Genomic DNA, 22,668 nt, shown 5'->3' on the forward strand with positions numbered 1-22,668 from the left:
ACCCCAGTCACCCGGTCAACGGGCCACCGCGAGGGTGACGAGCGCGAGCAGCCAGCTGACGAAGCTGCCGACCAGGAAGTACTCGGTGACATCGTCGATGCCGACCGGTCCGGAGCGTGGTCCGGCGCCGGCGCCAACGCCGGGAAGCGCTGGGTTGGCTGACCCGGTCGTGCGGCCGGGCCCGAGCGGGTTCGCGCCGCCGCGGGCCGATGCCTGGATCTCGGGGAAGCGGAGCAGCCCCTTGGCGGCTATCACCAGCCCCGCTGCACCGAACTCACCCGCGAGGCCGAGCCCGAGGATGACGAGCCGCTCCATCGGCCCGAGCAGGCGTCCGCCCTTGAGGCGGTCGGCGGCCTGTGGCTGCGGGGGCAGGGTCAGCTGGTCAGGTCGCAGCGCCCCGATGGCGAGCAGCACGAGGCGCACGACGATGTTGGCGGTAGCGATGTTGAACAGCACCAGGCCCGTCAGCAGCAGCACCCGCCCGCTGTCGGCTCGCCCCGAGCCGGGCAGGTCGGCCCAGGCGAGCCAGGACTGGAGTGGCCCCGCCGGGCTGGTCGCCGCTCCGGAGAAAGCCAGCAGACCCACCAGGGTGCCGGCCAGGCTGATGAGCGCCCAGATCGCCTGTCGGCCCGTGGTCTGGGCCCGGTCGGAGAGCTCGGTCCACAGCGCGCCGCCCCCGAGGGCCAACAGCAGCGCAACGGCGTCGGCCCACCGGGACACTCCCGAGAGCAGGGCGGCCGCCAGCACGACCAGGGGGCCGGCCAGGTGCGCCGCGAGCCGCCGCCTGCGCGACAACGACGAGCGCACGAGGTCGGCCACCCCGAGCCCGATGAGCACGATCGAGACCCACGTCACGGCAGGGACCCCAAGGTCGTCATCGTGTCGAGGGCGACGCCCAGTCCGTCGCGCCGCACGCGCTGGGACACGGCCGAAGCGCTGATGCCGGCTCGCTCGGCGATCTCGAGCTGGGTGTTTCCGTTCATGAGTCCTTCGAGGATGACGTCTGAGGGGCTTGTGAGAGAGCCAATCATGAAGTCCAGACAGTCGAGGGTGGCCTGGATCGTCGCGACCTGGTGGGGAGGGTCGTCAGGGGAGTGGTAGGCCGTTCTCGAGGTGCGCGTGCGAGCCCGTCCGGCGTGCCGTTCGGCTGCTTCGATCGCGTCGCGGGCCCGCCAGAAGGCCGACCCGTCGAGGATGCCGCGGGTGGTGTCGAGCGTGCGCACGTCACCGCGCCCGACGCCGAACCGCACGTCGCCGACGGGTCGCAACGACAGCCGAACCCAGAAGCTGGCGGTGAGGGCGTCGCCGACGCTCCGGTAGACACCCTGGAACTCGTCACCCACCGTGATGGCCGCCGCTACGATCGGTTCGAGGCGCTGGTTGACCGTGCGAAGAACGTCGTCGAGAGCGGTGTGCAGCGACTGTCGATCCGGGGACTCGCGGGACTCGACGAGGTCACCGATGAGCGCGACCGCTGACGCCTCGCGCTTCATTTCCACCATGTGAAGACTATAGATTCATATCGCTTAGATGAACAGCCTGCCTTCATCTTCGCTGATGCCGAGATTCCGGGTCGGCGATGCCCGTGGCTCGGCCCCCGGCCGCCGGCAGTGGCCCGGTCAGCCCGAGAGATGCCGGTCGAGGCCTTCGCGCCAGTCGCCGATCGGCGATATCCCGGCAGTGAGCAGGGTGTCGTGCGAGAGCACGCTGTAGGCCGGCCGCGGCGCCGCCCGGGCGTAGGCCGCGCTCGTCGTGGGCCGAACCCGGGCCGGCGCAAGGCCCTGGTGTTCGAAGACCGCCTGGGCCAGTCCGTGCCAGGTCGTCTCGCCCGTCGCGGTGCCGTGGTAGACCCCAGCCGGTGCATCGGCGGCGATCATCCGCACGAGAAGATCAGCCAGGTCGAGGGTCGAGGTGGGCTGTCCGTGCTGGTCGGCGACAACCGAGAGCTCGTCGCGTTCGCCGGCCAGCCGCAGCATCGTGGTCACGAAGTTCGGGCCGCCTGCGCCGTAGAGCCACGCCGTGCGCACCACCCACGAGTCGGGGCACAGGGCGCGAACCGCCCACTCACCTGCGGCCTTCGTGCGGCCATAGGCGGAGGCCGGCGCGGCCAGGTGGTGGGCGGCGTACGGCTCGGTCGCCAAGCCGTCGAAGACGTAGTCGGTCGACAGCTGCACGATGCGAACGCCGGCCTGCGCCGCGGCGCGAGCGAGATTGGCCGCTCCGACCGCGTTGACCGAGAAGGCTTGCGGTTCGTGGCTCTCGGCGTCATCGACGGCGGTCCAGGCGGCCAGGTTGACGACCAGGTCGTGGCCGGTGACGCCGGCGACGCACTGGGCGGCATCCGTCACATCGAGATCAGCCCGGTCGAGAGCCGACACGACGTGCCCGGCGGCCCGCAATGCTGGTACGAGGTCGTGGGCCAGCATCCCGTTCGCGCCGGTGACGAGAACCCGCCGGGCCCGGCCCGAAGCGGCGCTCACCTACCGAGCCGGGAGTAGGTCTTCTCGGCCGCCACCTTCGCCGAACGCCACCAGTCGCCGTTCTCGCGGTACCACTCTACGGTGGCGGCGAGACCCGCCCGGATGTCGCCGTAGCGGGGCTGCCAGTCGGTTTCGGCCCGCAGCTTGCTCGAGTCGATCGCATACCGAAGGTCGTGACCGGGGCGGTCGTTCACGTGTTCGAACCAGTCGGCCGGTCGGTCGGTGAGCTCGAGCAGCAGACGAACGATGTCGCGGTTGTTCAGCTCACCGTCGGCGCCGATCAGGTAGGTCTCACCGAGTCGGCCCTGCTCGATGACGGCCACCACGGCGTCGTTGTGGTCATCGACGTGGATCCAGTCGCGCACGTTGAGCCCCGAGCCGTAGAGCTTGGGCTTCGTGCCCTCGAGGATCCCGGTGATCTGCCGAGGAATGAACTTCTCGACGTGCTGCCGAGGGCCGTAGTTGTTCGAACAGTTCGAGACGGTGGCCCGAACGCCGAACGACCGGATCCAGGCCCGCACGAGCAGGTCGGCGCTCGCCTTGGTCGCCGAGTAGGGGCTCGAGGGGTTCACCGGGGTTGACTCGGTGAACCGCAGCGGATCATCCAGCTCGAGGTCGCCGTAGACTTCGTCGGTCGAGATGTGGTGGAGGCGCTTGTCGTGACGACGCACCGCCTCGAGCAGCGTGTAGGTGCCCACGACGTTGGACTCGACGAACGGCCACGGGCTGTCGAGACTGTTGTCGTTGTGCGACTCGGCGGCGAAGTGCACCACCACGTCGCACCCGGCCACCAGCTCGTCGACGAGACCGGAGTCGGCCACCGAGCCCTCCACCAGACGTACGGACCGGTCACCCTCCTCAAGCACGGACGAGAGCGAGGCTCGGTTGGCGGCGTAGGTCATCGAGTCGACGACCGTCAGGGCCCAGTCGGGCCGGGTCTCGCGCACGCGCAGAACGAAGTTCGAGCCGATGAAGCCGGCTCCGCCGGTGACGAGTACACGCATGTGAGGAAGGCTATCCAAGATCCTCGCGCTCGCCGGTCGGCCTCCTGCGACGGCCTGGGCCGGCGCAGACCCTAGGCTGGCCCATCATGAAGGGGATCATTCTCGCCGGCGGAACGGGCAGCCGACTGCACCCGATCACCCGCGGCATCAGCAAGCAGCTGATGCCCGTCTACGACAAGCCGATGGTCTACTACCCCTTGTCGACGCTGATGATGGCCGGCATCCGGGACGTGCTGGTCATCACCACCCCGCAGGATGCCGCCCAGTTCGAACGGCTGCTGGGTGACGGTTCGCAGTGGGGGATGTCCATCACGTACGAGGTTCAGCACCGGCCCGACGGGCTGGCACAGGCGTTCATCCTCGGAGCCGACTTCATCGGAGACGAGACGGTCGCGCTCGTGCTCGGTGACAACATCTTCTTCGGTTCGGGCCTCGGGACCCGGCTGCGAGACAACACCGCCGTCGTCGGGGGCAGCATCTTCGCCTTTCGCGTGTCCGACCCCTCCGCCTATGGCGTCGTCGAGTTCGACGACGACGGAATGGTGCTCTCCATCGAGGAGAAGCCTGTGCGTCCGAAGTCGAGCTACGCGGTTCCCGGTCTCTACTTCTACGACAACGACGTGATCGACATCGCGCGGAGCCTCACCCCGAGCCCGCGCGGCGAGCTCGAGATCACGGCCGTCAACGCCGAGTACCTGCGTCGCGGCACGCTCACGGTCAGTGTGCTGCCCCGCGGCACAGCCTGGTTCGACACCGGCACCTTCGACGGTCTGATGGAGGCGAGCCAGTACGTCCACGTCGTCGAGGCTCGTCAGGGTCAGAAGATCGGCTGCGTCGAGGAGGTCGCCTGGCGCAACGGCTGGCTCGACGACAACGCCTTGGCTCGGCATGCTGACGACCAGCGCAAGAGCGGCTACGGGCTCTACCTGAGCGGGCTCATCGACGAACGACGAGGTGCACGGTGATGCAGGTGCGCCCGCTCTCCGTCTCGGGAGCCTTCGAGGTCACCCCGCGTCAGTTCGCCGACGACCGGGGAGTGTTCCTCGAGTCCTTCCGCGGCGACCTGCTGGCCGAGCACGTGGGCCACCGTCTCGACGTGGTGCAGACCAACGTCTCGGTCTCGTCGCGCGGCACCCTGCGCGGCATCCACTTCGCCGACGTGCCTATCGGTCAGGCCAAGTACGTCACCGCGGTCACCGGGTCGCTGATCGACTACGTCGTCGACCTCCGGGTCGGGTCACCGACGTTCGGGCAGGTCGACTCCGTGCTCCTCGACGCCACCGACCGCCGCGCTGTGTACGTCGCCGAAGGCCTCGGGCACGCCTTCCTCGCGCTGGAGGACGGCACGACGGCTCACTACCTGTGCGGGGCGGCCTACGACCCGGGCGCGGAGCACGGCATCGACCCCCTCGACCCCGAGGTGGCGCTCCCTCTGCCCGACGGCGTCGACATCCGGCTCTCACCCAAGGATGCGGCGGCGCCGTCGCTCGCAACCGCAACGGCGCAGCGGATGCTGCCCACCTGGGCCGCCTGCAGCGACTGGTACGCGCGCCGCGCGTCTGACTGACGGAGCCACCACCGAAGGGTCGCCGGTGCTACTCCGACGTGTCGTCGCGACCGGCGCCGGCGCCGGCCTTGACCCGGAAGGTTCTCGGGCGCTTCCACCCCTGCTGCTGGTAGGCCCGGCGCACGCCTGCGACCACGGCGCCGGACCGACCGGGGCGAACGAGGGCAATGGCGGAGCCGCCGAAGCCTCCGCCGGTCATCCTGGCTCCGAAGGCACCGGCCGCGATCGCCGCTTCGACGGCCACGTCGAGCTCGGCGCACGACACCTCGAAGTCGTCGCGCAGGGAGACGTGCGACGCCGTGAACAGAGCGCCGAGGGCATCGAGGTCGACGCGGTCACCCTGACGGAGCACCTGCGCAGACTCCTTGACCCGGCCGATCTCCGTGACGACGTGACGGGCGCGCCGCCGCGCCACCGGATCGGTCACCGCCTCGAGCGTATGGGAGAGCCCGTCGAGCGACACGTCGGCGAGCAGGGGCACCCCCAGGTCGCGGGCGGCCGACTCGCACTGCTCACGGCGGGCGGCGTACTGGCCGTCGACGAGCGCGTGATGGGCCCGCGTGTCGATGATGAGCAGCTCCTGCTCGAACGGTACATACGCCACGTCCATGGTGCGGCAGTCGAGCTCGAGGGCGTGTCCGGCTCGTCCACGCAGCGACGCGGCCTGGTCCATCCCACCCGTCGGTGCTCCGACCACCTCGTTCTCGGCTCGCTGACATGCCGTGGCCAGCTCGCGTCGACCGGCGTCGTCACCCCCGAGACCGAGACCACACAGCTCGTCGATGGCCAGCGCGACACTGGCTTCGAGCGCAGCCGAGCTCGACAGCCCGGCGCCGGAGGGCACGTCGGAGGTCAGGGCGATGTCGGCTCCCGCGATGACATGGCCCGCCTGCTCCAGAGCCCAGAACACCCCGGCCACGTAGGCCGCCCAGCCACTCGGGCTTCCCGGGCCGATGTCGTCGAGCGCGACGCGCTCGACCCCCGACTCGCCCGAGATGACGTGCACCATCCGGTCGTCACGGCGTCGCACCGCAGCGTGCGTTCGCTGGGGGATGGCCATCGGCAGGCAGAGGCCCCCGTTGTAGTCGACGTGCTCGCCGATCAGGTTGACCCGGCCCGGGGCCGACCACACCCCCTCGGGCGGAGCGGCATACGTGGCCGTGAACAAGGCGACGGCGGCGGAGGTCAGCTCGCTGGGTGGGGTGCTCATGCTGCCTGATGATGGCACGTCGACGGGTCTTTGGCGCTCGCTGGCGGTCTGGTAGCGACCGAGTGAGTGACAGTGCACCGACATGGGTCAGAATGCATGCCATGCCCGACGACACGATGACCGCGCCAACCATGCCGCCGCGCAGCCTCTCGGGGATGCAGCCGACCAGCGACTCGCTGCACCTCGGCAACTACATCGGCGCGCTGGTCGAGTGGGTGCGTCTGCAGCAGACCCATGATGCGTTCTACTTCGTGGCCGACCTGCACGCCCTCACGGTGGCGCCCGACCCGGCGGTGCTGCGCGAGCGAACGCGCCTGACTGCTGCCCAGTTCATCGCCGGCGGCGTCGACCCCGGGCGGTCGGTGCTCTTCGTGCAGAGCCATATCGCCGCACACACCGAGCTCTCGTGGGTGCTCAGCTGTCTCACGGGGTTCGGCGAGGCCGGGCGGATGACGCAGTTCAAGGACAAGTCGGCCAAGGGCGCCGGGCCCAACGTCGGGCTGTTCACCTACCCGGTGCTTCAGGCGGCCGACATCCTCGTCTACGACGCCGACGTCGTGCCGGTGGGAGAGGACCAGCGTCAGCACCTCGAGCTCTCACGCGACCTCGCAGCCCGGTTCAACGCCCGGTTCGGTGACACGCTGGTCGTGCCCTCGGTGCACATCATGCGGGCCACGGCCAAGATCCAGGACCTGCAGACCCCGACGGCGAAGATGAGCAAGTCGGCCGTCAGTGACGCAGGGCTCATCAGCCTGCTCGACGAGCCATCGCGCATCGTCAAGAAGATCAAGTCGGCGGTGACCGACACCGGCCGTGAGATCCGCTTCCACGAGACCGAGAAGCCGGGCGTGTCCAACCTCCTCTCGATCCACTCCGCCCTGTCGGGCACGCCGATCGCCAGCCTCGAGTCCACCTTCGACGGCCGCGGCTACGGCGACCTGAAGAAGGAGGTTGCCGAGGTCGTCGTCGAGACCGTCACGCCGTTCCGCAACCGCACCCTCGAGCTGATGGCCGACCCGGCCGAGCTCGACCGCATCCTGGCCGACGGCGCAGACCGGGCTCGCGCCATCGCCGAGGCCACCGTGCGCCGGGTCTACGACAAGGTGGGGCTGCTGCCGCGGGCCTGACCGATGCCGGTCCGAGCTGGCGTGGTCGGTCCAGACACCGGCTCGTCATTCGATACGGTTTGAGGGTGAATCACGAGCGACCGACCACGATCGGTGTATCGATCCCGGTCCCGCCACCCCACGGGAAGTTCCTCCAGTCGCGCCGGGCCGACTTCGGCGACCAGTCGGCGTGGCAGATCCCCGCTCACATCACCCTGCTGCCGCCCACCGAGGTCGACGCCACCACCTACGCGGCGTTCCTCGACCACTGCGCGGCGGTCGCTGCCGCCGAGCCGGCTTTCGATGTCGTGCTGCGCGGCACGGGCACGTTCCGACCGCTCTCAGACGTCGTCTTCATCCAGGTGGCCCAGGGGGTCTCGGCGTGCGAGGCGCTGGAGATGTCGCTGCGCTCCGGCCCGGTCATGCGGGCCCTCGACTTCTACTACCACCCGCACGTCACGGTTGCGCACGACGTCACTCCGGCCCAGCTCGACCGGGCCTTCGACGAGCTGGCGAGCTTCTCGGTGACCTTCGAGGTCACCACTTTCCACCTCTACGAGCTCGGCGCCGATGGCGTCTGGCGCCCCAAGCACGAGTTCGAGCTGGCTCGGCGCAGCACGTCATGACCGCCCTGAAGAAGCTGTGGCAGGCCATCACGCGTCACCGCCCCTACACGGCCTACCAGCGCTACGGCGAGGCGAACGGCAACCTGCTGGCCTCGGGGGTGGCCTACTACTCCTTCTTCTCCGTGTTCCCGGCCATCGCGTTGGCGTTCACGGTCTTCGGCTTCGTGCTGCAGGGCCGGCCTGACCTGCTCAACGCGATCGCCGACCAGCTGAACAACACCTTCCCGAACATGATCCGCACGCCGAGCAACCAGGACGGCTTCATCGGGATCTCGACACCGACCTCGACCGCCCTGACGATCACCGGCCTCGTGGCCCTGGTCACCCTGCTGCTCGCCGGCCTCGGCTGGATCGGCGCCCTGCGCACCGGCATCCGCGCTGTGTTCGGGCTCGGCGCCTCGCCCGGCAACCCGGTGCTGACGAAGCTGCGTGACCTCGGCGTGCTTGCTGCCCTCGGTATCGGCATCGCCGTCTCGGCGGCCGTCTCGAGTATTGCGGGCGGGCTGACCGAACAGGTCGCCGGCGTCGTGGGCCTCGGTGACAGCGAGTGGCTGGTGACCGTAGTGGGGTTGCTGCTCGGTGTCGCCTTCGACGCCGGGCTGATGGTGCTGATGATCAGGGTGCTCTCCGGCGTGCCTCTGCCGTGGCACAACGTGCGCGACGGGGCGATCTTCGGCGCCGTGCTGCTCGGCCTGCTGAAGTACTTCGGGGTGGCCCTCATCGCCAACGCCACCAAGAACCCACTGCTGGGCGCGGTCGCGGTCGCAGTCGGCCTGCTCTTCTGGCTCAACCTGATGGCGCGGGTGATCCTGCTGTCGGCGGCCTGGGCCGCCACCCGCGTTGACATCGCGACCATCGTCAGCGGTGAGGCGGTCAACCCCTTCGCCCGGGTCGTGCGTCCAGCCTTTGTGGCCCCGCTGACGGCCGGCGACGACACCACCCTCGTGCCGTACGCCGGTGGACCGCCGCGCGTCGATCCGACCTCTCTACCCGCCGCCGGTGCCGCCGCCTCCCCATCCGGTCCGAGCCGTGCCGCTGACCGGGTGAGCATGGCGGCGGGCGCCGTTCTCGGCGCCGTGGCCGCCATCGCCCTGTCGGGGTGGCGCCGCTTGCGGCGGCGCTGAAGACCCGCCAGCACGAAGACCTCCGGGTGTCGCAGCTCAGAACCCGGCGGACGTCTGTCTGCGACGCCCTCGACGAGAGGTCAGCCGGCGCGCCAGCAGCACGAGCCCCACGAGCACCCCCAGCCAGGCCGTGCCCATCACGATCGCCACGACGGTGCCCGAGGCCCCGACCGATGCTGTCTCTCCGGGAGGTTTCGCGGCATCCACCGCCACGGCCAGCGGCGCCGGCTCGCTGGTGCCACTGCTCGGCACGACGGGCGGGGTGCTGGTCAACGGGGCGGGCACCGGCGATGGGCTGGTCGCGGGGCTCGGGGGCACGGCGGTGCCCGGTTTCACCAGCCGGCCCACGGGCCTGACCGTGCCCACGTGGGCGAAGCCCCAGTCGAGCAGGGCCGCCGTCGGCTGCCAGGCTCCGGTGACGCTGCCCATCTGCGTCACGATCAGGCGTCGACCTCCGCGGGTCGCGGCACCGATGAAGGTGTGCTGGGCCCGGTCGGTGCGACCGGGCTTGACCCCGATCGCCCCCGGGTAGTGCGTCAGCAGCGGGTTGATGTTGTAGATCTGAAACGCCGGCCAGACCTTGTGGGCCGGGTCGGTGCCGCCGGGAAACATCGCGGTGCGTTTCACCACGGTCTGGCGGAACGTCGGCAGCTTCATCGCGGCCCGCCCGATCAACGCCAGGTCGTAGGCACTCGAGCGCTGGTTGCCCTCGTCGAGCCCGCTCGGGTCGACGGTGACGGTGTCGAAGGCGCCGATCGCCTTCGCCTTCGCGTTCATGAGGGCTACCGTGCGGTCGTAGCCGCCCGCAGCATCGGCCAGGGCGTAGACCGCGTCGTTCGCCGAGAACATCAGCATCGCGTCGACGAGGTCGCCCACCGGGTAGGGGTTGCCGGCGATGATGCCGACCCGGGTTCCGGCCGCGGCCTGGGCGTCGGCCGTGGCCGTCACCTTTCGTCGTGGGTCGAGCCGGGGCAGCAGGGTCAGCGCGGTGAGGGTCTTGAGCGTGCTCGCCGGCCGCAACCACGCGTGCGGCGATTTCGCTGCGAGGATCTCACCGCTGTCGAGGTCGGCGATGACGTAGGAGACGTCGTAGACCTCAGGAGGGGGCGTGGCCCCGCGACCCAGGTCGACGATGACACCGGATGCCGCCAGCGCCGGCCCGCCGACCACCGTGGCCGTGTCGACGGGCGGAGCGATGAACGGGGTGGGGGGGACGGTGCGACACACGATCCGCCGGGGAGGGGTGGTCGAACGGGGCCGGGCGGTGGCGCCGACACGTGCGTTGCCGGTTGCTAGGACACCGGTCGTCGGGCCGGGTGGGAAGACTCGCGGCGTCAGTGTCACCCCGGCGGGCACGGTGGTCGGACGCTGCCAGGGCTGGCACGACGGGGTCGGCAGCGGCGTGGGGACCGGCGTGGTAGCGGCATCCGCCACAGGCACCAACAGGGCCAGTGAGAGGGTGAACGCGAGGGCAGCACCGACCAGCCCGGTGACGATGCCGGTCAGCGGGGGCCGGTGGGTGGGGCGGTCGACCATGATCGGGACAGAATAAGCACAGCCTTGCGCCATCAGCGAGGTACGACGCGCTCAGCGGCCGCCTCGCGTTCGTACCATTGCCGGGTAGGCGGTCGGTGTTTCGCTCCGTGGAGGCTGCCGCCCGGCTTGGTCAGTGCCCGTGCGTGAGGGCGTGACGCAGGTCCTTGTTGAGCTGGTTGATCACGTCGAGCGGGATCTCCTTGGGGCAGGCGTCGGAGCATGCTCCGACGTTCGTGCACCCGCCGAAGCCCTCGTGGTCATGCGTGCTCACCATCGACACGACGCGGGCGTCTCGCTCCGGTTGACCCTGGGGGAGCTCACCGAGGTGGGTGATCTTGGCGCCCATGAAGAGCATTGCCGACGCGTTGGGGCAGGCTGCCACGCAGGCGCCGCAGCCGATGCAGGCGGCGGCCATGAACGACCGGTCTGCGGCCGGCTTGGGCACCGGCACCGAGTGGGCCTCGGGGGCGGCGCCGGTGTTGGCGCTGATGAAGCCGCCCGCCTGGATGATGCGGTCGAAGCTGCTGCGGTCGACGACGAGGTCCTTGATGACGGGGAAAGCGTCGGCGCGCCACGGCTCGATGGTGATCTCCTCACCGTCGCTGAACGACCGCATGTGCAGCTGGCACGTGGTGGTGACCTCGGGGCCGTGGGCTCGGCCGGAGATCATCAGCCCGCAGGCGCCGCAGATGCCTTCTCGGCAGTCGGAGTCGAAGGCGATCGGCTCGTCGCCGCGAGCGTTCAGCTGCTCGTTGAGCACGTCGAGCATCTCGAGGAAGGACATGTCCTCGGAGATGTCGGTGACCGGGTAGGTGTGCATTGCGCCCTTGGCCGAGGGGCCGGTCTGGCGCCAGATCTTGAGGGTGAGGTTCATTGCGTGATCACTTGTAGCTCCGCTGCTTCAGCTGGATGAATTCGTAGGTCAGGTCTTCTTTGTGCAGCACGGGCGTGCCGTTCTCGCCGCCCCATTCCCAGGCCGCCACGTAGGCGTACTCGTCGTCGTGGCGCAGTGCTTCACCCTCGTCGGTCTGCGACTCGGTGCGGAAGTGGCCACCGCACGACTCGCGCCGGTGCAGGGCGTCGATGCACATCAGCTCGCCCAGCTCGAGGAAGTCGGCGACCCGGCCGGCCTTCTCGAGGCTCTGGTTGAGGGTGTCAGCGGCGCCGAGCACGCGCACGTTGCGCCAGAACTCCTCGCGGAGGCTGCGAATGAGGTCGATCGCCTTGAGCAGGCCCTCCTCCGAGCGTTCCATGCCGCAGTACTCCCAGACGATCTGCCCGAGCTCCTTGTGGAAGGAGTCGACCGAGCGGTCACCGTTGATCGAGAGGAACTTCTGCACGCGAGACTCGACGGAGGCGCGGGCCGCAGCGACGGCGTCGTTCTGCTCGTCGATCGCGGGGAAGGGGCCCTTGGCCAGGTAGTCGCGGATCGTGTTGGGCAGCACGAAGTACCCGTCGGCGAGGCCCTGCATGAGGGCTGATGCGCCGAGTCGGTTGGCGCCGTGATCGGAGAAGTTGGCCTCGCCGGCGACGAACAGTCCGGGAATGCTCGACTGCAGGTCGTAGTCGACCCAGAGCCCACCCATCGTGTAGTGCACCGCCGGGTAGATGCGCATCGGCACCTCGTAGGGGTTCTCACCGGTGATGCGCTGGTACATGTCGAAGAGGTTGCCGTACTTCTCGGCGACCGCAGCCTGCCCGAGGCGGTCGATCGCCTCGGCGAAGTCGAGGTACACGCCGCGCCGGAAGTCGCCGACCTTCGGGCCCACCCCACGACCCTCGTCGCACATGTTCTTCGCCTGCCGGGAGGCGATGTCACGCGGCACCAGGTTGCCGAAGCTGGGGTAGAGCCGCTCGAGGTAGTAGTCGCGGTCACCTTCGGCGATCTCGCGGGGGTCCTTGTCGCAGTCGTCGGCGCTCTTCGGCACCCAGATGCGTCCGTCGTTGCGCAGCGACTCGGACATCAGCGTGAGCTTGCTCTGGTGGTCACCGGACACGGGGATGCAGGTCGGGTGGATCTGCGTGTAGCAGGGGTTCGCGAAGTGTGCGCCCTTACGGTGCGCGCGCCACGACGCCGTCACGTTGCACCCCATGGCGTTCGTGGAGAGGTAGAAGACGTTGCCGTACCCACCGCTGGCCAGCACCACGGCATCCGCGAGGTGGGTCTCGATCTCACCGGTCACAAGGTCGCGGGCGATGATGCCGCGGGCGCGGGGGCCGGAGCCGTCGTCAGCGACGATGATCTCGAGCATCTCGTGCCGCGGGTGCATCTCGACGGTCTTGGCTGCGATCTGGCGCTCCAGGGCCTGGTAGGCCCCGATGAGCAGCTGCTGGCCGGTCTGACCCCGAGCGTAGAAGGTGCGCGAGACCTGCACGCCGCCGAAGCTGCGGTTGTCGAGCAGACCGCCGTACTCGCGTGCGAACGGCACACCCTGGGCGACGCACTGGTCGATGATGTTCGTGCTGACCTCGGCGAGGCGGTAGACGTTGGTCTCGCGTGAGCGGTAGTCGCCCCCCTTCACGGTGTCGTAGAAGAGGCGGTAGACCGAGTCGCCGTCCTCCTTGTAGTTCTTGGCCGCGTTGATGCCGCCCTGAGCGGCGATGGAGTGAGCGCGCCGTGGGGAGTCCTGGTAGCAGAAGGACTTGACGTGATAGCCGGCTTCGCCGAGGGTCGCTGCGGCCGCTCCACCCGCCAGGCCTGTGCCGACGATGATGACCGACAGCTTGCGCCGGTTGGTCGGGTTGACCAGGGCCGCGTCGAACTTTCGCTGGGTCCACTTCTCGGAGATCGGGCCGGCGGGGGCCTTGCTGTCGACGATTGCGGCCCCGTCGGTGTAGAGGCCGTGCACGACGCCGGCGTTGGGCTCGGCCTCGCGGTCGGTCACCTCGGTGCGGTCGTGAGCCACGGTGGTCGTCGAGCTCTGCACGCTGGGCTTGGAGACGGTCTGGGTCATTGGTCAGTTTCCCTTGACGATGCCGAACAGGATGGCGAGGGGCGGAAGCATGAACCCCACGGATACGACCAGGGCCACGACGGTCGCAGTGGCCTGGGCTCGGGCACGAGCGCGGGGCGACACGGCCCAGCCGAGGGTCTGCGAGGCGCTCCACACCCCGTGCCACAGGTGCATGCCGAGCGCCACCATGGCGATGAAGTAGATGAGCACGACCCACCACACCTGGAAGCTCGAGATCACCAGGCGGCCCTCGCTGCCGTTCACAGCGCCCGAACCCACGTTGAACTTCAGGATGCTGAACTGCAGCAGGTGCCAGACGAGGAACGCGAGCAGGGCCACCCCGCCCCACCGCATCGTCTTGCTGCGCAACGTGACCCGCGCGGCCTCCTTGGCGACGTACCGAGTGGTGCGCGCGCCCTTCGCGCGGCTCCACAGGTAGAAGGCCGACCAGGCGTGCGCGACCAGGGCGATGACCAGCAGCGCTCTGAACAGCCAGAGGAACCCGCCGAAGGGCAGGATCGGCGTCAGCAGGGTTCGCAGGTGCAGGGCGTACTCGTCGAACGGCTCGATGCCCCCGAAGATCTTGAGGTTGCCGTACATGTGAACGAGGACGTAGAAGACGAACAGTGCGCCCGACAGTGCCATGAGCAGCTTCATGAAGACCGTGGTGCGACGTGCCGTCACCGGTCCCGCCTTTGGGAGAGTGTTGGTGGCCACGTTGTCAGCCTATCGGGGCGGGCCGCCGCACCCGGGGCCTACTCGCCGGTATGTGCTCCACTGTGACTTTTTGCACCATCCCTTCGTCCCCTCGGTGACCCTGTCTCTGGGGTCCGCTCGAACGGCGGGCGGGTCAGTGACTGTGGTCCGTCAACCTAGGGTGGTGGCCATGAACACCCCGAAGGCTGACCTCCCGGCGGCCAGGGCGCTCGACTGGTTCATGGACAAGTCGCTCGTGCTCGGCTACACGAAGATCGGGCCCATGGTGCGTCGCCACTGGTGGCCACCCGATCCGGCTCCTGACGCACTGGTCGGCGAGCATGTGCTGGTCACCGGAGGCAGTGGTGGTCTCGGTCTCGCGGCCGCCCGGGGGATGGCGCGGCTCGGCGCCACGGTGCACCTGACCGGGCGCGATGAGAAGCGGCTGAGCCAGGCCCAGGAGCGGTTGGAGCGCGACGTGCCCGGCGCCCTTGTCGAGCCGGTCGTGGCCGACATCAGCAATCTGGCAGAGACCCGCGAGTTCGCCCGCGCCTTCGCGGCGCGCATACCTCGGCTGCGAGCCCTGGTTCACAACGCGGGCGTGATGCCTCCCGAGCGAGTCACCACTGACGAGGGCCATGAGCTCGCATTGGCCACACACGTGCTCGGCCCGCAGGTTCTCACCTACGAGCTGGCCGACATCCTCGCCGGGGGGCGGGTGGTCGTCGTCACCTCGGGTGGCGCCTACGGGCAGCGACTCGACGCCGACGACCCGGAGTACACGCGGGCCGAGCGCTCGGGAACCTACTCGGGGGTGACCGCCTACGCGCGGACCAAGCGCATGCAGCTCGTGCTCACGGGGCAGTGGGCGGCCGACCTCGCCGGGCGGGGCGTGGTCGCGCACGCAATGCACCCCGGCTGGGCCGACACCCCAGGCGTCACCGACGGGCTCCCTCGGTTCGCCAAGGTGATGGCTCCGCTCCTTCGCGACGACGAGGGCGGCGCCGACACGGCGGTGTGGCTGGCGGCCACCGACGAGCCGATCGGCAACGGCGGGTTCTGGAACGACCGGCGCCGGCGCGCGACCCACTACGCCCCGATCGGGGTGGAGTCTGCTGCTGAGGTGCATCGTTTCTGGGCCTTCGTGTGCGGAGCCACCGGCACCGCCGACACGGTAGCCACGTCCTAGGCTGTCGGCGTGAAGATCACCGTGGTCGGTCTGGGATACGTCGGCCTGTCGAATGCCGTCGTGCTGGCGAAGCACAACGATGTCGTCGCGCTCGACATCGACGCCCACCGTGTCGAGCTGGTCAACCAGGGCCGTTCCCCGATCGTCGACCGCGAGCTCGAGGAGCATCTGGCCACGGGGTCCCTCTCGCTCAGGGCGACCACCGAGCTCGAAGACGCCTACGGCGGCGCCGATTTCGTGGTCGTCGCCACGCCCACGAACTACGACGAACGCACCAACTACTTCGACACCTCCTCCGTCGAGAGTGTCGTTGCGGATGCCGTGCGCCTGGCGCCCGGCTCGACGATCGTGATCAAGTCGACCGTCCCGGTGGGGTTCACAGCCGGTCTGGTGTCGCGGATGTCCGGTGCGCGGATCGTGTTCTCGCCCGAGTTCCTGCGCGAGGGCCAGGCCCTGCACGACAATCTCCATCCGAGCCGCATCGTGATGGGCTCGGACGCCCCGGAGGCCAAGGTGTTCGCCGACCTGCTCCTGCAGGGAGCCGACGAGCCGGCGCCCATCCTGTTCACCAGCCCGACCGAGGCCGAGGCGATCAAGCTGTTCGCCAACACCTACCTGGCCATGCGGGTCGCGTACTTCAACGAGCTCGACACCTACGCCGCCACCCACGGCCTCGCCAGCCGCGCGATCATCGAAGGGGTGGGCCTCGACCCGCGCATCGGCAACCACTACAACAACCCGTCGTTCGGGTACGGCGGGTACTGCCTGCCCAAGGACACCAAGCAGCTGCTGGCCAACTACGACCAGGTGCCGCAGACCCTGATCCGCGCGATCGTCGACTCGAACAGCACGCGCAAGGACTTCGTCGCGAGCGAGATCCTGGCCCGGCATCCCGACGTCGTCGGGTTCTACCGCCTCGTGATGAAAGAGGGATCTGACAACTTCAGGAGCTCGAGCATCCAGGGCATCATGAAGCGGATCAAGGCCAAGGGGGTCGAGGTGGTGGTGTACGAGCCGTCGCTGGCCGATGACACCTTCTTCCACTCCCGCGTGGTGCGCGACCTCGAGGAGTTCAAGGCCCTCTCGGAGGTCATCGTCGCCAACCGCTACGTCGACGAGCTCGCCGACGTGGCCGACAAGGTGTACACCCGAGACCTCTACCGTCGCGACTGACGGGCGCCGCCACCAGGCGTTTGCCGTGGCAGCGTTCGCCTGGGGTCGCTCAGGTCAGCTCGACCCTGCCGTCTCGGGTGAGCTGTTGGACGATCTGCTTGACCTCCTGCGCCCGCGCGGGCGTGGTGATGAGCAGGGCATCCTGGGTGTCGACAACCACGAGGTTCTCGACACCGATGAGGGCCACCAGCCGGCCACTCGTCGCGACCAGGCCGCAGGAGTCGATGGCCACCACGTCGCTGGGGGAGCCGATCACCCGCAGCCCAGGATGTCCGGCGAGCACCGCATCGTCACCGAGCAGGGTGCCCAGCGAGGCGTAGTCGCCGATGTCGTCCCAACCGATCGAGGCGGGCACGACGGCAACCCGACCGGCGGCGGCCGCGGGCTCGGCCACCGCATGGTCGATGGCGATCTTCGTGATCGTCGGCCACACGTCACGCATCCGGCGAGGGTCGCTCGCGATGGTGCGGAGGCTGGTCACCATCTCAGGATGTTCCTGGCCGAGCAGTTCGAGGAGAGTCGTGGCCCCCACGACGAACATGCCTGCGTTCCAGCGGTACTCACCGCTCTCGAGGTAGCGGCGAGCGGTGTCGACATCAGGTTTCTCGACAAACTCGTCAACCCTCCGTCCGGTCGGCGCGCCGGCCACACCGAGGTCGGCACCCAACCGGATGTAGCCGAAGCCGGTGGCCGGATGCGTAGGTACGATACCGATGGTCACCAGCTCACCTCGGCGAGCCAGCACGACCGACTCCTCGACCGCGCGACGAAACCCCACGGTGTCGGTGATCACGTGGTCTGCCGCGAACGAGCCGAGAACGGCCTCCGGATCCCGGCGCTCGAGGATCGCAGCGGCCAGCCCGATGGCCGGCATCGAGTCACGGGGTGAGGGCTCGGCCACGACTGCGTCACGGCCGAGCATCGGCAGCTGCGCTCGCACGGCATCCTCGTGGGCGGCGCCCGTGACGACCAGCATCCGCTCGCCGACGAGGGGCTCGAGCCGCGACCACGTGGCCCGCAGAAGCGACTGCCCCGACCCGGTCAGGTCGTGCAGGAACTTGGGCGAGTGCCGCCGAGACATCGGCCACAGCCGGGTACCGGCGCCGCCGGCCGGGATGACGGCCCACAGTCCGTCGATGTGCTCGCTCTCGCTCATGACAGAACCGTACCGACTCGGGCGGCCGCGAAAGCCGGTCGATCGTCGGTCGCCCGCACCGGGGGGGCAGTCACCCGAAGGGAAGATCCCGTCGGCGCAGACCCTCGAGGCCGACGGCCGCGCACAGTGCGGCCACCCCGAGCAGCACGAGCGAGGCGCCGACCGCCGTCTCGCCGCCGGGAAGCGACGGGAGGTGTGCGAACGGTGAGAGCCCGCTCACGACAGAAGGTAGCCCGAGGAGGTCGCCGAACTCGCCGAGGGTGAAGAAGGCGATGAGGACCGCCCAGGACACCCCGGTGAACCGCGGCGCCACGCCGATCAGCACGGCAGCCACCGCTATGCACACCCATACGGCCGGCAGGGTCGACAGGGCGGCCCCGCTGAGTCGGCCGATCGAGCCGGCCACGTCACCGGTTCGGCCCGAGTCCAGGGCGCCGGCGACGACGCCGAGGCAGGCCATCAGTACGGCCGTGCCGGCCATCGCCACCACGAGGTGCTCCAGGGCCCAGCGTCGGCGCGGCACTGCCGTCGCCAGCACCGCCTCGGCCCGGCCCGCCGTCTCTTCCGTGCGCAACCGCGTCACGAGGGAAATGCCGAGGGCAGCCGCCGCGACGGCCGCGACGTGGATCTCGGTGGCGAAGAAGGTGTCGACGATGCTGCCGTCACTGCCACCCATCTTCCTGAGCAGGTCGGCCGTCTCGGGGGAGTCGAGGAACGACTGCACATTGCCGGCGAGAGAGCCCACCACTGCGCCCAGCACGACGAAGGCGACGAACCAGCCGGCGAGGGTTCCGCGCGCGAGTCGCAGCGTCAGTGCGAGGCTGCTGTGTAGTCGGCCGCGCGCGGGGCCGACCCGGCTCGGCAGAATGCCGGCACCGAGGTCGCGGCGGCTCTGCAGCACGAAGGCTCCGACGAGCAGCGCCGCGTAGGCGACCAGGCCCACCGCGAGCAGCCAGAAGCGGTTCGCACCGTAGGGCGCCACCTTCTCGCCCCATCCGAGGGGTGAGAGCCAGGTGAGCAGGTGGAGGGGGCTGTCGTCAGCCGCCACGTCACCGAGCGCCCTGAGCAGGTAGGCAAGGGCCAGGGCGCCCAAGGCGAATCCAGCTGTGCCACGGGCTGTCTCGGTCAGCTGTGCAGCGACGGCAGTAACACCGACCCAGGTCAGGCCCATGACGATCCACGAGACGCCGAGGGCGACCGAGCCGGTGCGGTCGAGGCCCGCCGCGATCGCACCCACCATGGTCAACAGCGCGGTTCCGAGCACCGCTGCAGTGCCGAGCAGCACGGCGGCGGCAAGGGGAGCCCGCCGACCGATGGCCCCGGCCCCCAGCAGCTCTAGCCTCCCCTCCTCCTCCTCGGTGCGGGTGTGTCGCCTCACCACGACGTAGGCCAGCAGGCACAGGAACACCGCACCGGTCAGGATGGTCTTGAAGGTCGCGAACGAGTCGAGCGACTCACTGGTGATGGGCCCGTAGAGCGCCGTCAGGGCAGGGTTGGCCAAGACCGCCCTGAGGGGCGCGAGCGCGGCTGACTCGTCGGGGTAGAGCGCCACCGTCGCCTGGGCCGAGCCCGCGACGACGACGACGAGCGCCAGGGCGCTGGTCGGGATGAGCACCCGGTCACGGCGGGCGGCCAGGCGCAGCAGCGAAGCGGTGCCAGACAGTCCGGTCATCGCGGACCCGCCACCTCAGGAGTGCGGTACTGCTCCATGAAGAGCTCCTCGAGGGTCGGGGGAGCGCTGGTCAGCGTGCGGATGCCGTGCCGCCCGAGCCTTTCGAGCAGGGCGCCCAGGTGGGCCGTCTCGACCGTGCAGTGCAGCTCATGGTCGGTGATGACGAGGTCGACGACCCCAGACAGGTCGGCAAGATCGGTCTCGGCCACCGGTCGCTCCAGGCCGGCCCCCACCGTGGTGCGGGCCAGGTGACGAAGTTGTGACAGGGTGCCCGACTCGACGTTGCGCCCCTCCCGGATGATGCTGACCCGGTCACACAGCGACTCGACCTCACCGAGGATGTGGCTGGAGAGCAGCACGGTGCCGCCGCCGTCACGAAAGTCGCGAACGGCCTCGCGGAACACCGCTTCCATGAGCGGGTCGAGACCCGATGTGGGTTCGTCGAGGATGAGCAGCTCGACGTCTGAGGACAGGGCTGCGACAAGAGCGACCTTCTGCCGGTTGCCCTTTGAGTACGTGCGGCTCTTCTTGGTGGGGTCGAGAGCGAAGCGTTCCAGCAGCTCGGCGCGGCGCCTCTCGTCGAGGCCGCCACGGAGGTTGCCGAGCAGGTCGATCACCTCGCCGCCGCTGAGGTTGGGCCACAGGGCGACGTCACCCGGCACGTACGACAGGCGTCGGTGCAGTGTCTCCACGTCGCGCCTCGGGTCGCCCCCCAGTAGCGAGACTGCTCCAGAGTCGGCGCGCATCAGGCCGAGCAGAATCCTGATCGTCGTCGACTTACCGGCTCCGTTCGGGCCGAGAAAGCCGTGGATCTCGCCCGTGTCCACCTCGAGGTCGAGGCCGTCGAGCGCCTTTGTGCGCCCGAATGTCTTGCGAAGGTCGACCACCTGGATCGCTGAGGTCATGCGTTCCAGAGTACACTTCATTCACTAGATTCTGAATCTTAATAAGAAGACGATATGCTGCGTGCAGTCGTACATGAGGAGGCGATCGTGGGCGCAGCCCGACGAGCGGCAGCCCGAACTACCAGGCCCGCGGTCGACGGCCTTGGCCGAGACGAGGGAGCAGTCTCCGCCTACGTCGAGCGGTTCGGTAACACGCTCACCGAGGCGGGGATCCCACGACTTGCCTCGCGCGTGTTCGCCCAGCTGCTGGCCGACGACGACGGTCGGATGACCGCCGCCGAGCTCACTGAGTCGCTTGAGGTCAGCCCCGCTGCCATCTCTGGTGCGGTGCGCTACCTGACCCAGGTGTCGATGATCGGCAAGGAGCGTGAGCGGGGTTCTCGCCGCGACGTCTACGTCGTGCACACCGACGCGTGGCACGAGGCCATCATGCGCCGCGACCACCTCTTGGGCCAGCTGTCTTCGGGCATGCAGGCAGGGGTCGACGCGGTGGGGGGAATGCGCACTGCGCCGGGCCAGCGGCTTCGCCTCTCGATCGAGTTCCTGGACTTTGTGGCCGAGTCGATGGCCACGATGAGCATCGAGTGGGATCGGCGAAAGGCCGATATCGTCGCCGGCTGGCCACCGTCCTGACGACGCTCGCGTGACGAGCGGAACGATGATGCGGTCGGATGCCGTGCTGCTGGGCTTGGTGGGGCGTCAAGGATGGACCTGACGCAACCCACTGGTGGGTAGTGGTCGTGGGGCACGATGCTGCGTCGCTCATCACTATCCACGGTCCGGGCGAAGGGGTAGTACGCGGCTTGCTGCCGTTGCGGCCATACGTCCTGTGAAGCGGATGAGCGCCGGCATCCTGTTTTCGTAATAGGCCGAGTGCACCGACCAACGCGCACGGGAGAAGCCGTCGAACTCGGTAGACGACATCCCAAGCCTCGCGGTCCCGAGCGCTGCCAGCGGCGCCGCCCGTACGAAACTGGCCACTCGACTGTGGTGGGAGCCACCCCATAGTCGAGTGGCCAGTTTCGTACGGGACAACATCGAGTGGCGAGCTTCGTACCGAGCGATCGTCATGGCCAGTCGGTTGCGAGGACTCTGGTCGGGCTCGGCCTACACTTCGTGGTTATGGTCGGGCAGCTCTTCGATGCCAGTGAGCGAGCGCAACTGTGCGACCTGCTGGATGAGCTCGGTCCTGACGCACCAACCCTGCTCGCGCCCTGGACGTCTCGTGACCTCGCCGCGCACCTGGTCCTGCGCGATCTCGATCGCCTGGCAGGCCCCGGGCTTGTCCTGCCCGGTTGGTGGGGCCGCTTCGCCGAAGGGCGAACACGAGCCCTGGCATGCAGAGACTTTCCCTGGCTCGTTGACACGATCCGCTCCGGACCGCCGCCAGGCTTCTTCCGGGTCGGATGGGTGCGTCGCGGACCCAACCTCAACGAGTTCTTCGTCCACCATGAGGACGTACGCAGGGCCAACGGTCGCGGTCCTCGACGCAACGAACCTGCGATGGACGAGGCCCTGTGGAAGAACGTTCAGCTCGCCCCGTGGTTCCTCACACGGCGACTACGTGGTGCAGGCCTGGAGTTGCACTGGGCAGGAGCGGTGAAGACCCTCACCGCACGGCGAGGGCGACCCATCGCCCGCATCACCGGCCCGCCCGGCGAACTGCTCCTGTACCTCTTCGGCCGCCAACGCGCGGCACACGTTGAGCTGGACGGGTCTCCCGCCGCCGTCGAAGCGGTGCGACACGCGCGGTTCGGGATGTAGCAAGACCAGCAGGCGTTGGCGCTGGGTCTGCCTGATTGTGCCTTGGCCTCCTCCCAGCATGCTCACTGGCCGCGGACAGTGAACACGGTCATAGGTTGGGCATATGGGGAGCGGAGTCGTGGGCCTGGCCCAAACCCCTGGGCAGCTGCGGCTCGGTGCCGCCTTCATGCTCGCCCGGGTCTGGCTGAGACGCCTGTATCTCCACCCGAAGAGCGGTCAGCTCGTCGGTATGGACTCCACCCGCCGCGTTTTCGGCGGCAACCTCCGCAAGTACCTCCTGGCCAGCGACGCCGGCGTCTGCCGCACCCCTTGGTGCGACGCTCGCATCCGCCACCTCGACCATATCCACGACCACGCCCAAGGCGGGCCCACCACCGCCACCAACGGCCAAGGGTTGTGCAGTACGCGGGCCTCGACGTGATTCGTCGGCGTTCCGGGCTGTCGCTCGAGACCACCGTCGACCAGCTGCTCGACCGCGAGCGTCGCGTGCGCTGCACCCACACCAA

At 69.1% G+C, this 22,668-nt stretch carries 22 protein-coding genes; 10 read left to right on the plus strand and 12 right to left on the minus strand.

The window, feature by feature from the left end; all coding sequences use genetic code 11:
• Positions 1-15 precede the first annotated feature (15 nt).
• The 4 genes from BA895_RS20055 to rfbB form a co-directional block, all read right to left on the minus strand.
• Positions 16-855 (minus strand): hypothetical protein, encoded by an 840-nt coding sequence (locus tag BA895_RS20055; protein WP_070193645.1) that lies wholly within the window; start codon positions 853-855, stop codon positions 16-18.
• Complete coding sequence (locus BA895_RS20060; RefSeq protein ID WP_070193646.1) at positions 852-1,502, minus strand: SatD family protein; 651 nt, start codon at positions 1,500-1,502, stop codon at positions 852-854. Before BA895_RS20060 ends, BA895_RS20055 begins: the two co-directional genes overlap by 4 nt.
• A gap of 117 nt (positions 1,503-1,619) precedes the next feature.
• Positions 1,620-2,480, minus strand: a complete 861-nt coding sequence (gene rfbD / locus BA895_RS20065) for a dTDP-4-dehydrorhamnose reductase (RefSeq protein ID WP_083283592.1) — start codon at positions 2,478-2,480, stop codon at positions 1,620-1,622.
• On the minus strand, positions 2,477-3,484 hold the full coding sequence (gene rfbB, locus BA895_RS20070; RefSeq protein WP_070193647.1) for a dTDP-glucose 4,6-dehydratase: 1,008 nt from the start codon (positions 3,482-3,484) through the stop codon (positions 2,477-2,479). Before rfbB ends, rfbD begins: the two co-directional genes overlap by 4 nt.
• Positions 3,485-3,570: 86 nt before the next feature.
• Between rfbB and rfbA the strand changes: the two genes are divergently transcribed.
• Together rfbA and BA895_RS20080 are read left to right on the plus strand one after the other, a co-directional pair.
• A complete protein-coding gene (gene rfbA, locus BA895_RS20075) occupies positions 3,571-4,449 on the plus strand; it encodes a glucose-1-phosphate thymidylyltransferase RfbA (protein ID WP_070193648.1) in 879 nt (292 codons plus the stop codon).
• Entirely contained in the window at positions 4,449-5,051 is a 603-nt protein-coding gene (locus BA895_RS20080; RefSeq protein WP_070193649.1) for a dTDP-4-dehydrorhamnose 3,5-epimerase family protein, read from the plus strand. Before rfbA ends, BA895_RS20080 begins: the two co-directional genes overlap by 1 nt.
• 28 nt (positions 5,052-5,079) lie before the next feature.
• Here the strand turns inward: BA895_RS20080 and galK are convergent, their stop codons facing one another.
• Positions 5,080-6,261, minus strand: coding sequence for a galactokinase (gene galK, locus BA895_RS20085; RefSeq protein WP_083283603.1), 1,182 nt, complete (start codon positions 6,259-6,261; stop codon positions 5,080-5,082).
• Positions 6,262-6,362: 101 nt separating this feature from the next.
• Between galK and trpS the strand changes: the two genes are divergently transcribed.
• The 3 genes from trpS to BA895_RS20100 all read left to right on the plus strand — a co-directional run bounded on the left by trpS (position 6,363) and on the right by BA895_RS20100 (position 9,117).
• A complete protein-coding gene (gene trpS / locus BA895_RS20090; RefSeq protein ID WP_070193651.1) occupies positions 6,363-7,388 on the plus strand; it encodes a tryptophan--tRNA ligase in 1,026 nt (341 codons plus the stop codon).
• A 65-nt stretch (positions 7,389-7,453) separates the two neighbouring features.
• Positions 7,454-7,993: a 2'-5' RNA ligase family protein gene (locus tag BA895_RS20095; protein ID WP_070193652.1), complete on the plus strand. Its 540-nt coding sequence runs from the start codon at positions 7,454-7,456 to the stop codon at positions 7,991-7,993.
• Entirely contained in the window at positions 7,990-9,117 is a 1,128-nt protein-coding gene (locus tag BA895_RS20100; protein ID WP_070193653.1) for a YihY/virulence factor BrkB family protein, read from the plus strand. Before BA895_RS20095 ends, BA895_RS20100 begins: the two co-directional genes overlap by 4 nt.
• Positions 9,118-9,153: 36 nt before the next feature.
• Here the strand turns inward: BA895_RS20100 and BA895_RS20105 are convergent, their stop codons facing one another.
• The 4 genes from BA895_RS20105 to BA895_RS20120 all read right to left on the minus strand — a co-directional run bounded on the left by BA895_RS20105 (position 9,154) and on the right by BA895_RS20120 (position 14,291).
• A complete protein-coding gene (locus BA895_RS20105) occupies positions 9,154-10,653 on the minus strand; it encodes a D-alanyl-D-alanine carboxypeptidase family protein (RefSeq protein WP_070193654.1) in 1,500 nt (499 codons plus the stop codon).
• A gap of 130 nt (positions 10,654-10,783) precedes the next feature.
• On the minus strand, positions 10,784-11,527 hold the full coding sequence (locus tag BA895_RS20110; protein WP_070193655.1) for a succinate dehydrogenase/fumarate reductase iron-sulfur subunit: 744 nt from the start codon (positions 11,525-11,527) through the stop codon (positions 10,784-10,786).
• A gap of 7 nt (positions 11,528-11,534) precedes the next feature.
• Positions 11,535-13,607, minus strand: coding sequence for a fumarate reductase/succinate dehydrogenase flavoprotein subunit (locus BA895_RS20115; protein ID WP_083283594.1), 2,073 nt, complete (start codon positions 13,605-13,607; stop codon positions 11,535-11,537).
• A gap of 3 nt (positions 13,608-13,610) precedes the next feature.
• Positions 13,611-14,291 carry a succinate dehydrogenase cytochrome b subunit gene (locus tag BA895_RS20120; protein WP_371327741.1) on the minus strand — a complete coding sequence of 227 codons (681 nt, stop codon included), beginning with the start codon at positions 14,289-14,291 and terminating at the stop codon, positions 13,611-13,613.
• A gap of 202 nt (positions 14,292-14,493) precedes the next feature.
• On the opposite strand from BA895_RS20120, the gene BA895_RS20125 reads away from it, so the two are divergent.
• Both BA895_RS20125 and BA895_RS20130 read left to right on the plus strand, forming a co-directional pair.
• Positions 14,494-15,492, plus strand: a complete 999-nt coding sequence (locus tag BA895_RS20125) for an SDR family NAD(P)-dependent oxidoreductase (RefSeq protein ID WP_070193657.1) — start codon at positions 14,494-14,496, stop codon at positions 15,490-15,492.
• Positions 15,493-15,501: 9 nt separating this feature from the next.
• Complete coding sequence (locus BA895_RS20130) at positions 15,502-16,665, plus strand: nucleotide sugar dehydrogenase (RefSeq protein ID WP_070193658.1); 1,164 nt, start codon at positions 15,502-15,504, stop codon at positions 16,663-16,665.
• A 49-nt stretch (positions 16,666-16,714) separates the two neighbouring features.
• On the opposite strand, the gene BA895_RS20135 is transcribed toward BA895_RS20130, so the two are convergent.
• From BA895_RS20135 to BA895_RS20145, 3 genes are all read right to left on the minus strand, one after another.
• The gene (locus BA895_RS20135; RefSeq protein ID WP_070193659.1) at positions 16,715-17,821 is read right to left on the minus strand and encodes a mannose-1-phosphate guanylyltransferase; all 1,107 of its coding nucleotides are present in this window, start codon (positions 17,819-17,821) and stop codon (positions 16,715-16,717) included.
• A 70-nt stretch (positions 17,822-17,891) separates the two neighbouring features.
• The gene (locus BA895_RS20140) at positions 17,892-19,493 is read right to left on the minus strand and encodes an ABC transporter permease (protein ID WP_070193660.1); all 1,602 of its coding nucleotides are present in this window, start codon (positions 19,491-19,493) and stop codon (positions 17,892-17,894) included.
• Entirely contained in the window at positions 19,490-20,398 is a 909-nt protein-coding gene (locus BA895_RS20145; protein WP_070193661.1) for an ABC transporter ATP-binding protein, read from the minus strand. Before BA895_RS20145 ends, BA895_RS20140 begins: the two co-directional genes overlap by 4 nt.
• 54 nt (positions 20,399-20,452) lie before the next feature.
• On the opposite strand from BA895_RS20145, the gene BA895_RS20150 reads away from it, so the two are divergent.
• The 3 genes from BA895_RS20150 (at position 20,453) to BA895_RS20160 (ending at position 22,583) form a co-directional block, all read left to right on the plus strand.
• A complete protein-coding gene (locus BA895_RS20150; RefSeq protein WP_254666583.1) occupies positions 20,453-21,031 on the plus strand; it encodes a GbsR/MarR family transcriptional regulator in 579 nt (192 codons plus the stop codon).
• A 489-nt stretch (positions 21,032-21,520) separates the two neighbouring features.
• Positions 21,521-22,162: a TIGR03085 family metal-binding protein gene (locus BA895_RS20155; protein WP_070193662.1), complete on the plus strand. Its 642-nt coding sequence runs from the start codon at positions 21,521-21,523 to the stop codon at positions 22,160-22,162.
• Between the two features lie 103 nt (positions 22,163-22,265).
• Positions 22,266-22,583: an HNH endonuclease gene (locus BA895_RS20160; RefSeq protein ID WP_070193663.1), complete on the plus strand. Its 318-nt coding sequence runs from the start codon at positions 22,266-22,268 to the stop codon at positions 22,581-22,583.
• The last annotated feature ends 85 nt before the right edge of the window (positions 22,584-22,668 follow it).

Origin of the sequence: Humibacillus sp. DSM 29435, from assembly GCF_001758225.1 — a bacterium.
Taxonomy (GTDB): domain Bacteria; phylum Actinomycetota; class Actinomycetes; order Actinomycetales; family Dermatophilaceae; genus DSM-29435.

Excerpts from the sequence above, each read along its gene's own strand:
- rfbB (WP_070193647.1), bottom strand. The coding sequence starts at position 3,484 with ATGCGTGTACTCGTCACCGGCGGAGCCGGCTTCATCGGCTCGAACTTC.
- BA895_RS20115 (WP_083283594.1), bottom strand. The coding sequence starts at position 13,607 with ATGACCCAGACCGTCTCCAAGCCCAGCGTGCAGAGCTCGACGACCACC.
- BA895_RS20125 (WP_070193657.1), top strand. The coding sequence starts at position 14,494 with ATGAACACCCCGAAGGCTGACCTCCCGGCGGCCAGGGCGCTCGACTGG.
- BA895_RS20060 (WP_070193646.1), bottom strand. The coding sequence starts at position 1,502 with ATGGTGGAAATGAAGCGCGAGGCGTCAGCGGTCGCGCTCATCGGTGAC.
- trpS (WP_070193651.1), top strand. The coding sequence starts at position 6,363 with ATGCCCGACGACACGATGACCGCGCCAACCATGCCGCCGCGCAGCCTC.
- BA895_RS20160 (WP_070193663.1), top strand. The coding sequence starts at position 22,266 with ATGGGGAGCGGAGTCGTGGGCCTGGCCCAAACCCCTGGGCAGCTGCGG.
- BA895_RS20080 (WP_070193649.1), top strand. The coding sequence starts at position 4,449 with ATGCAGGTGCGCCCGCTCTCCGTCTCGGGAGCCTTCGAGGTCACCCCG.
- BA895_RS20145 (WP_070193661.1), bottom strand. The coding sequence starts at position 20,398 with ATGACCTCAGCGATCCAGGTGGTCGACCTTCGCAAGACATTCGGGCGC.
- BA895_RS20105 (WP_070193654.1), bottom strand. The coding sequence starts at position 10,653 with ATGGTCGACCGCCCCACCCACCGGCCCCCGCTGACCGGCATCGTCACC.
- BA895_RS20110 (WP_070193655.1), bottom strand. The coding sequence starts at position 11,527 with ATGAACCTCACCCTCAAGATCTGGCGCCAGACCGGCCCCTCGGCCAAG.
- rfbA (WP_070193648.1), top strand. The coding sequence starts at position 3,571 with ATGAAGGGGATCATTCTCGCCGGCGGAACGGGCAGCCGACTGCACCCG.
- BA895_RS20135 (WP_070193659.1), bottom strand. The coding sequence starts at position 17,821 with ATGAGCGAGAGCGAGCACATCGACGGACTGTGGGCCGTCATCCCGGCC.
- galK (WP_083283603.1), bottom strand. The coding sequence starts at position 6,261 with ATGAGCACCCCACCCAGCGAGCTGACCTCCGCCGCCGTCGCCTTGTTC.
- BA895_RS20140 (WP_070193660.1), bottom strand. The coding sequence starts at position 19,493 with ATGACCGGACTGTCTGGCACCGCTTCGCTGCTGCGCCTGGCCGCCCGC.
- BA895_RS20155 (WP_070193662.1), top strand. The coding sequence starts at position 21,521 with ATGGTCGGGCAGCTCTTCGATGCCAGTGAGCGAGCGCAACTGTGCGAC.
- BA895_RS20150 (WP_254666583.1), top strand. The coding sequence starts at position 20,453 with ATGCTGCGTGCAGTCGTACATGAGGAGGCGATCGTGGGCGCAGCCCGA.
- BA895_RS20100 (WP_070193653.1), top strand. The coding sequence starts at position 7,990 with ATGACCGCCCTGAAGAAGCTGTGGCAGGCCATCACGCGTCACCGCCCC.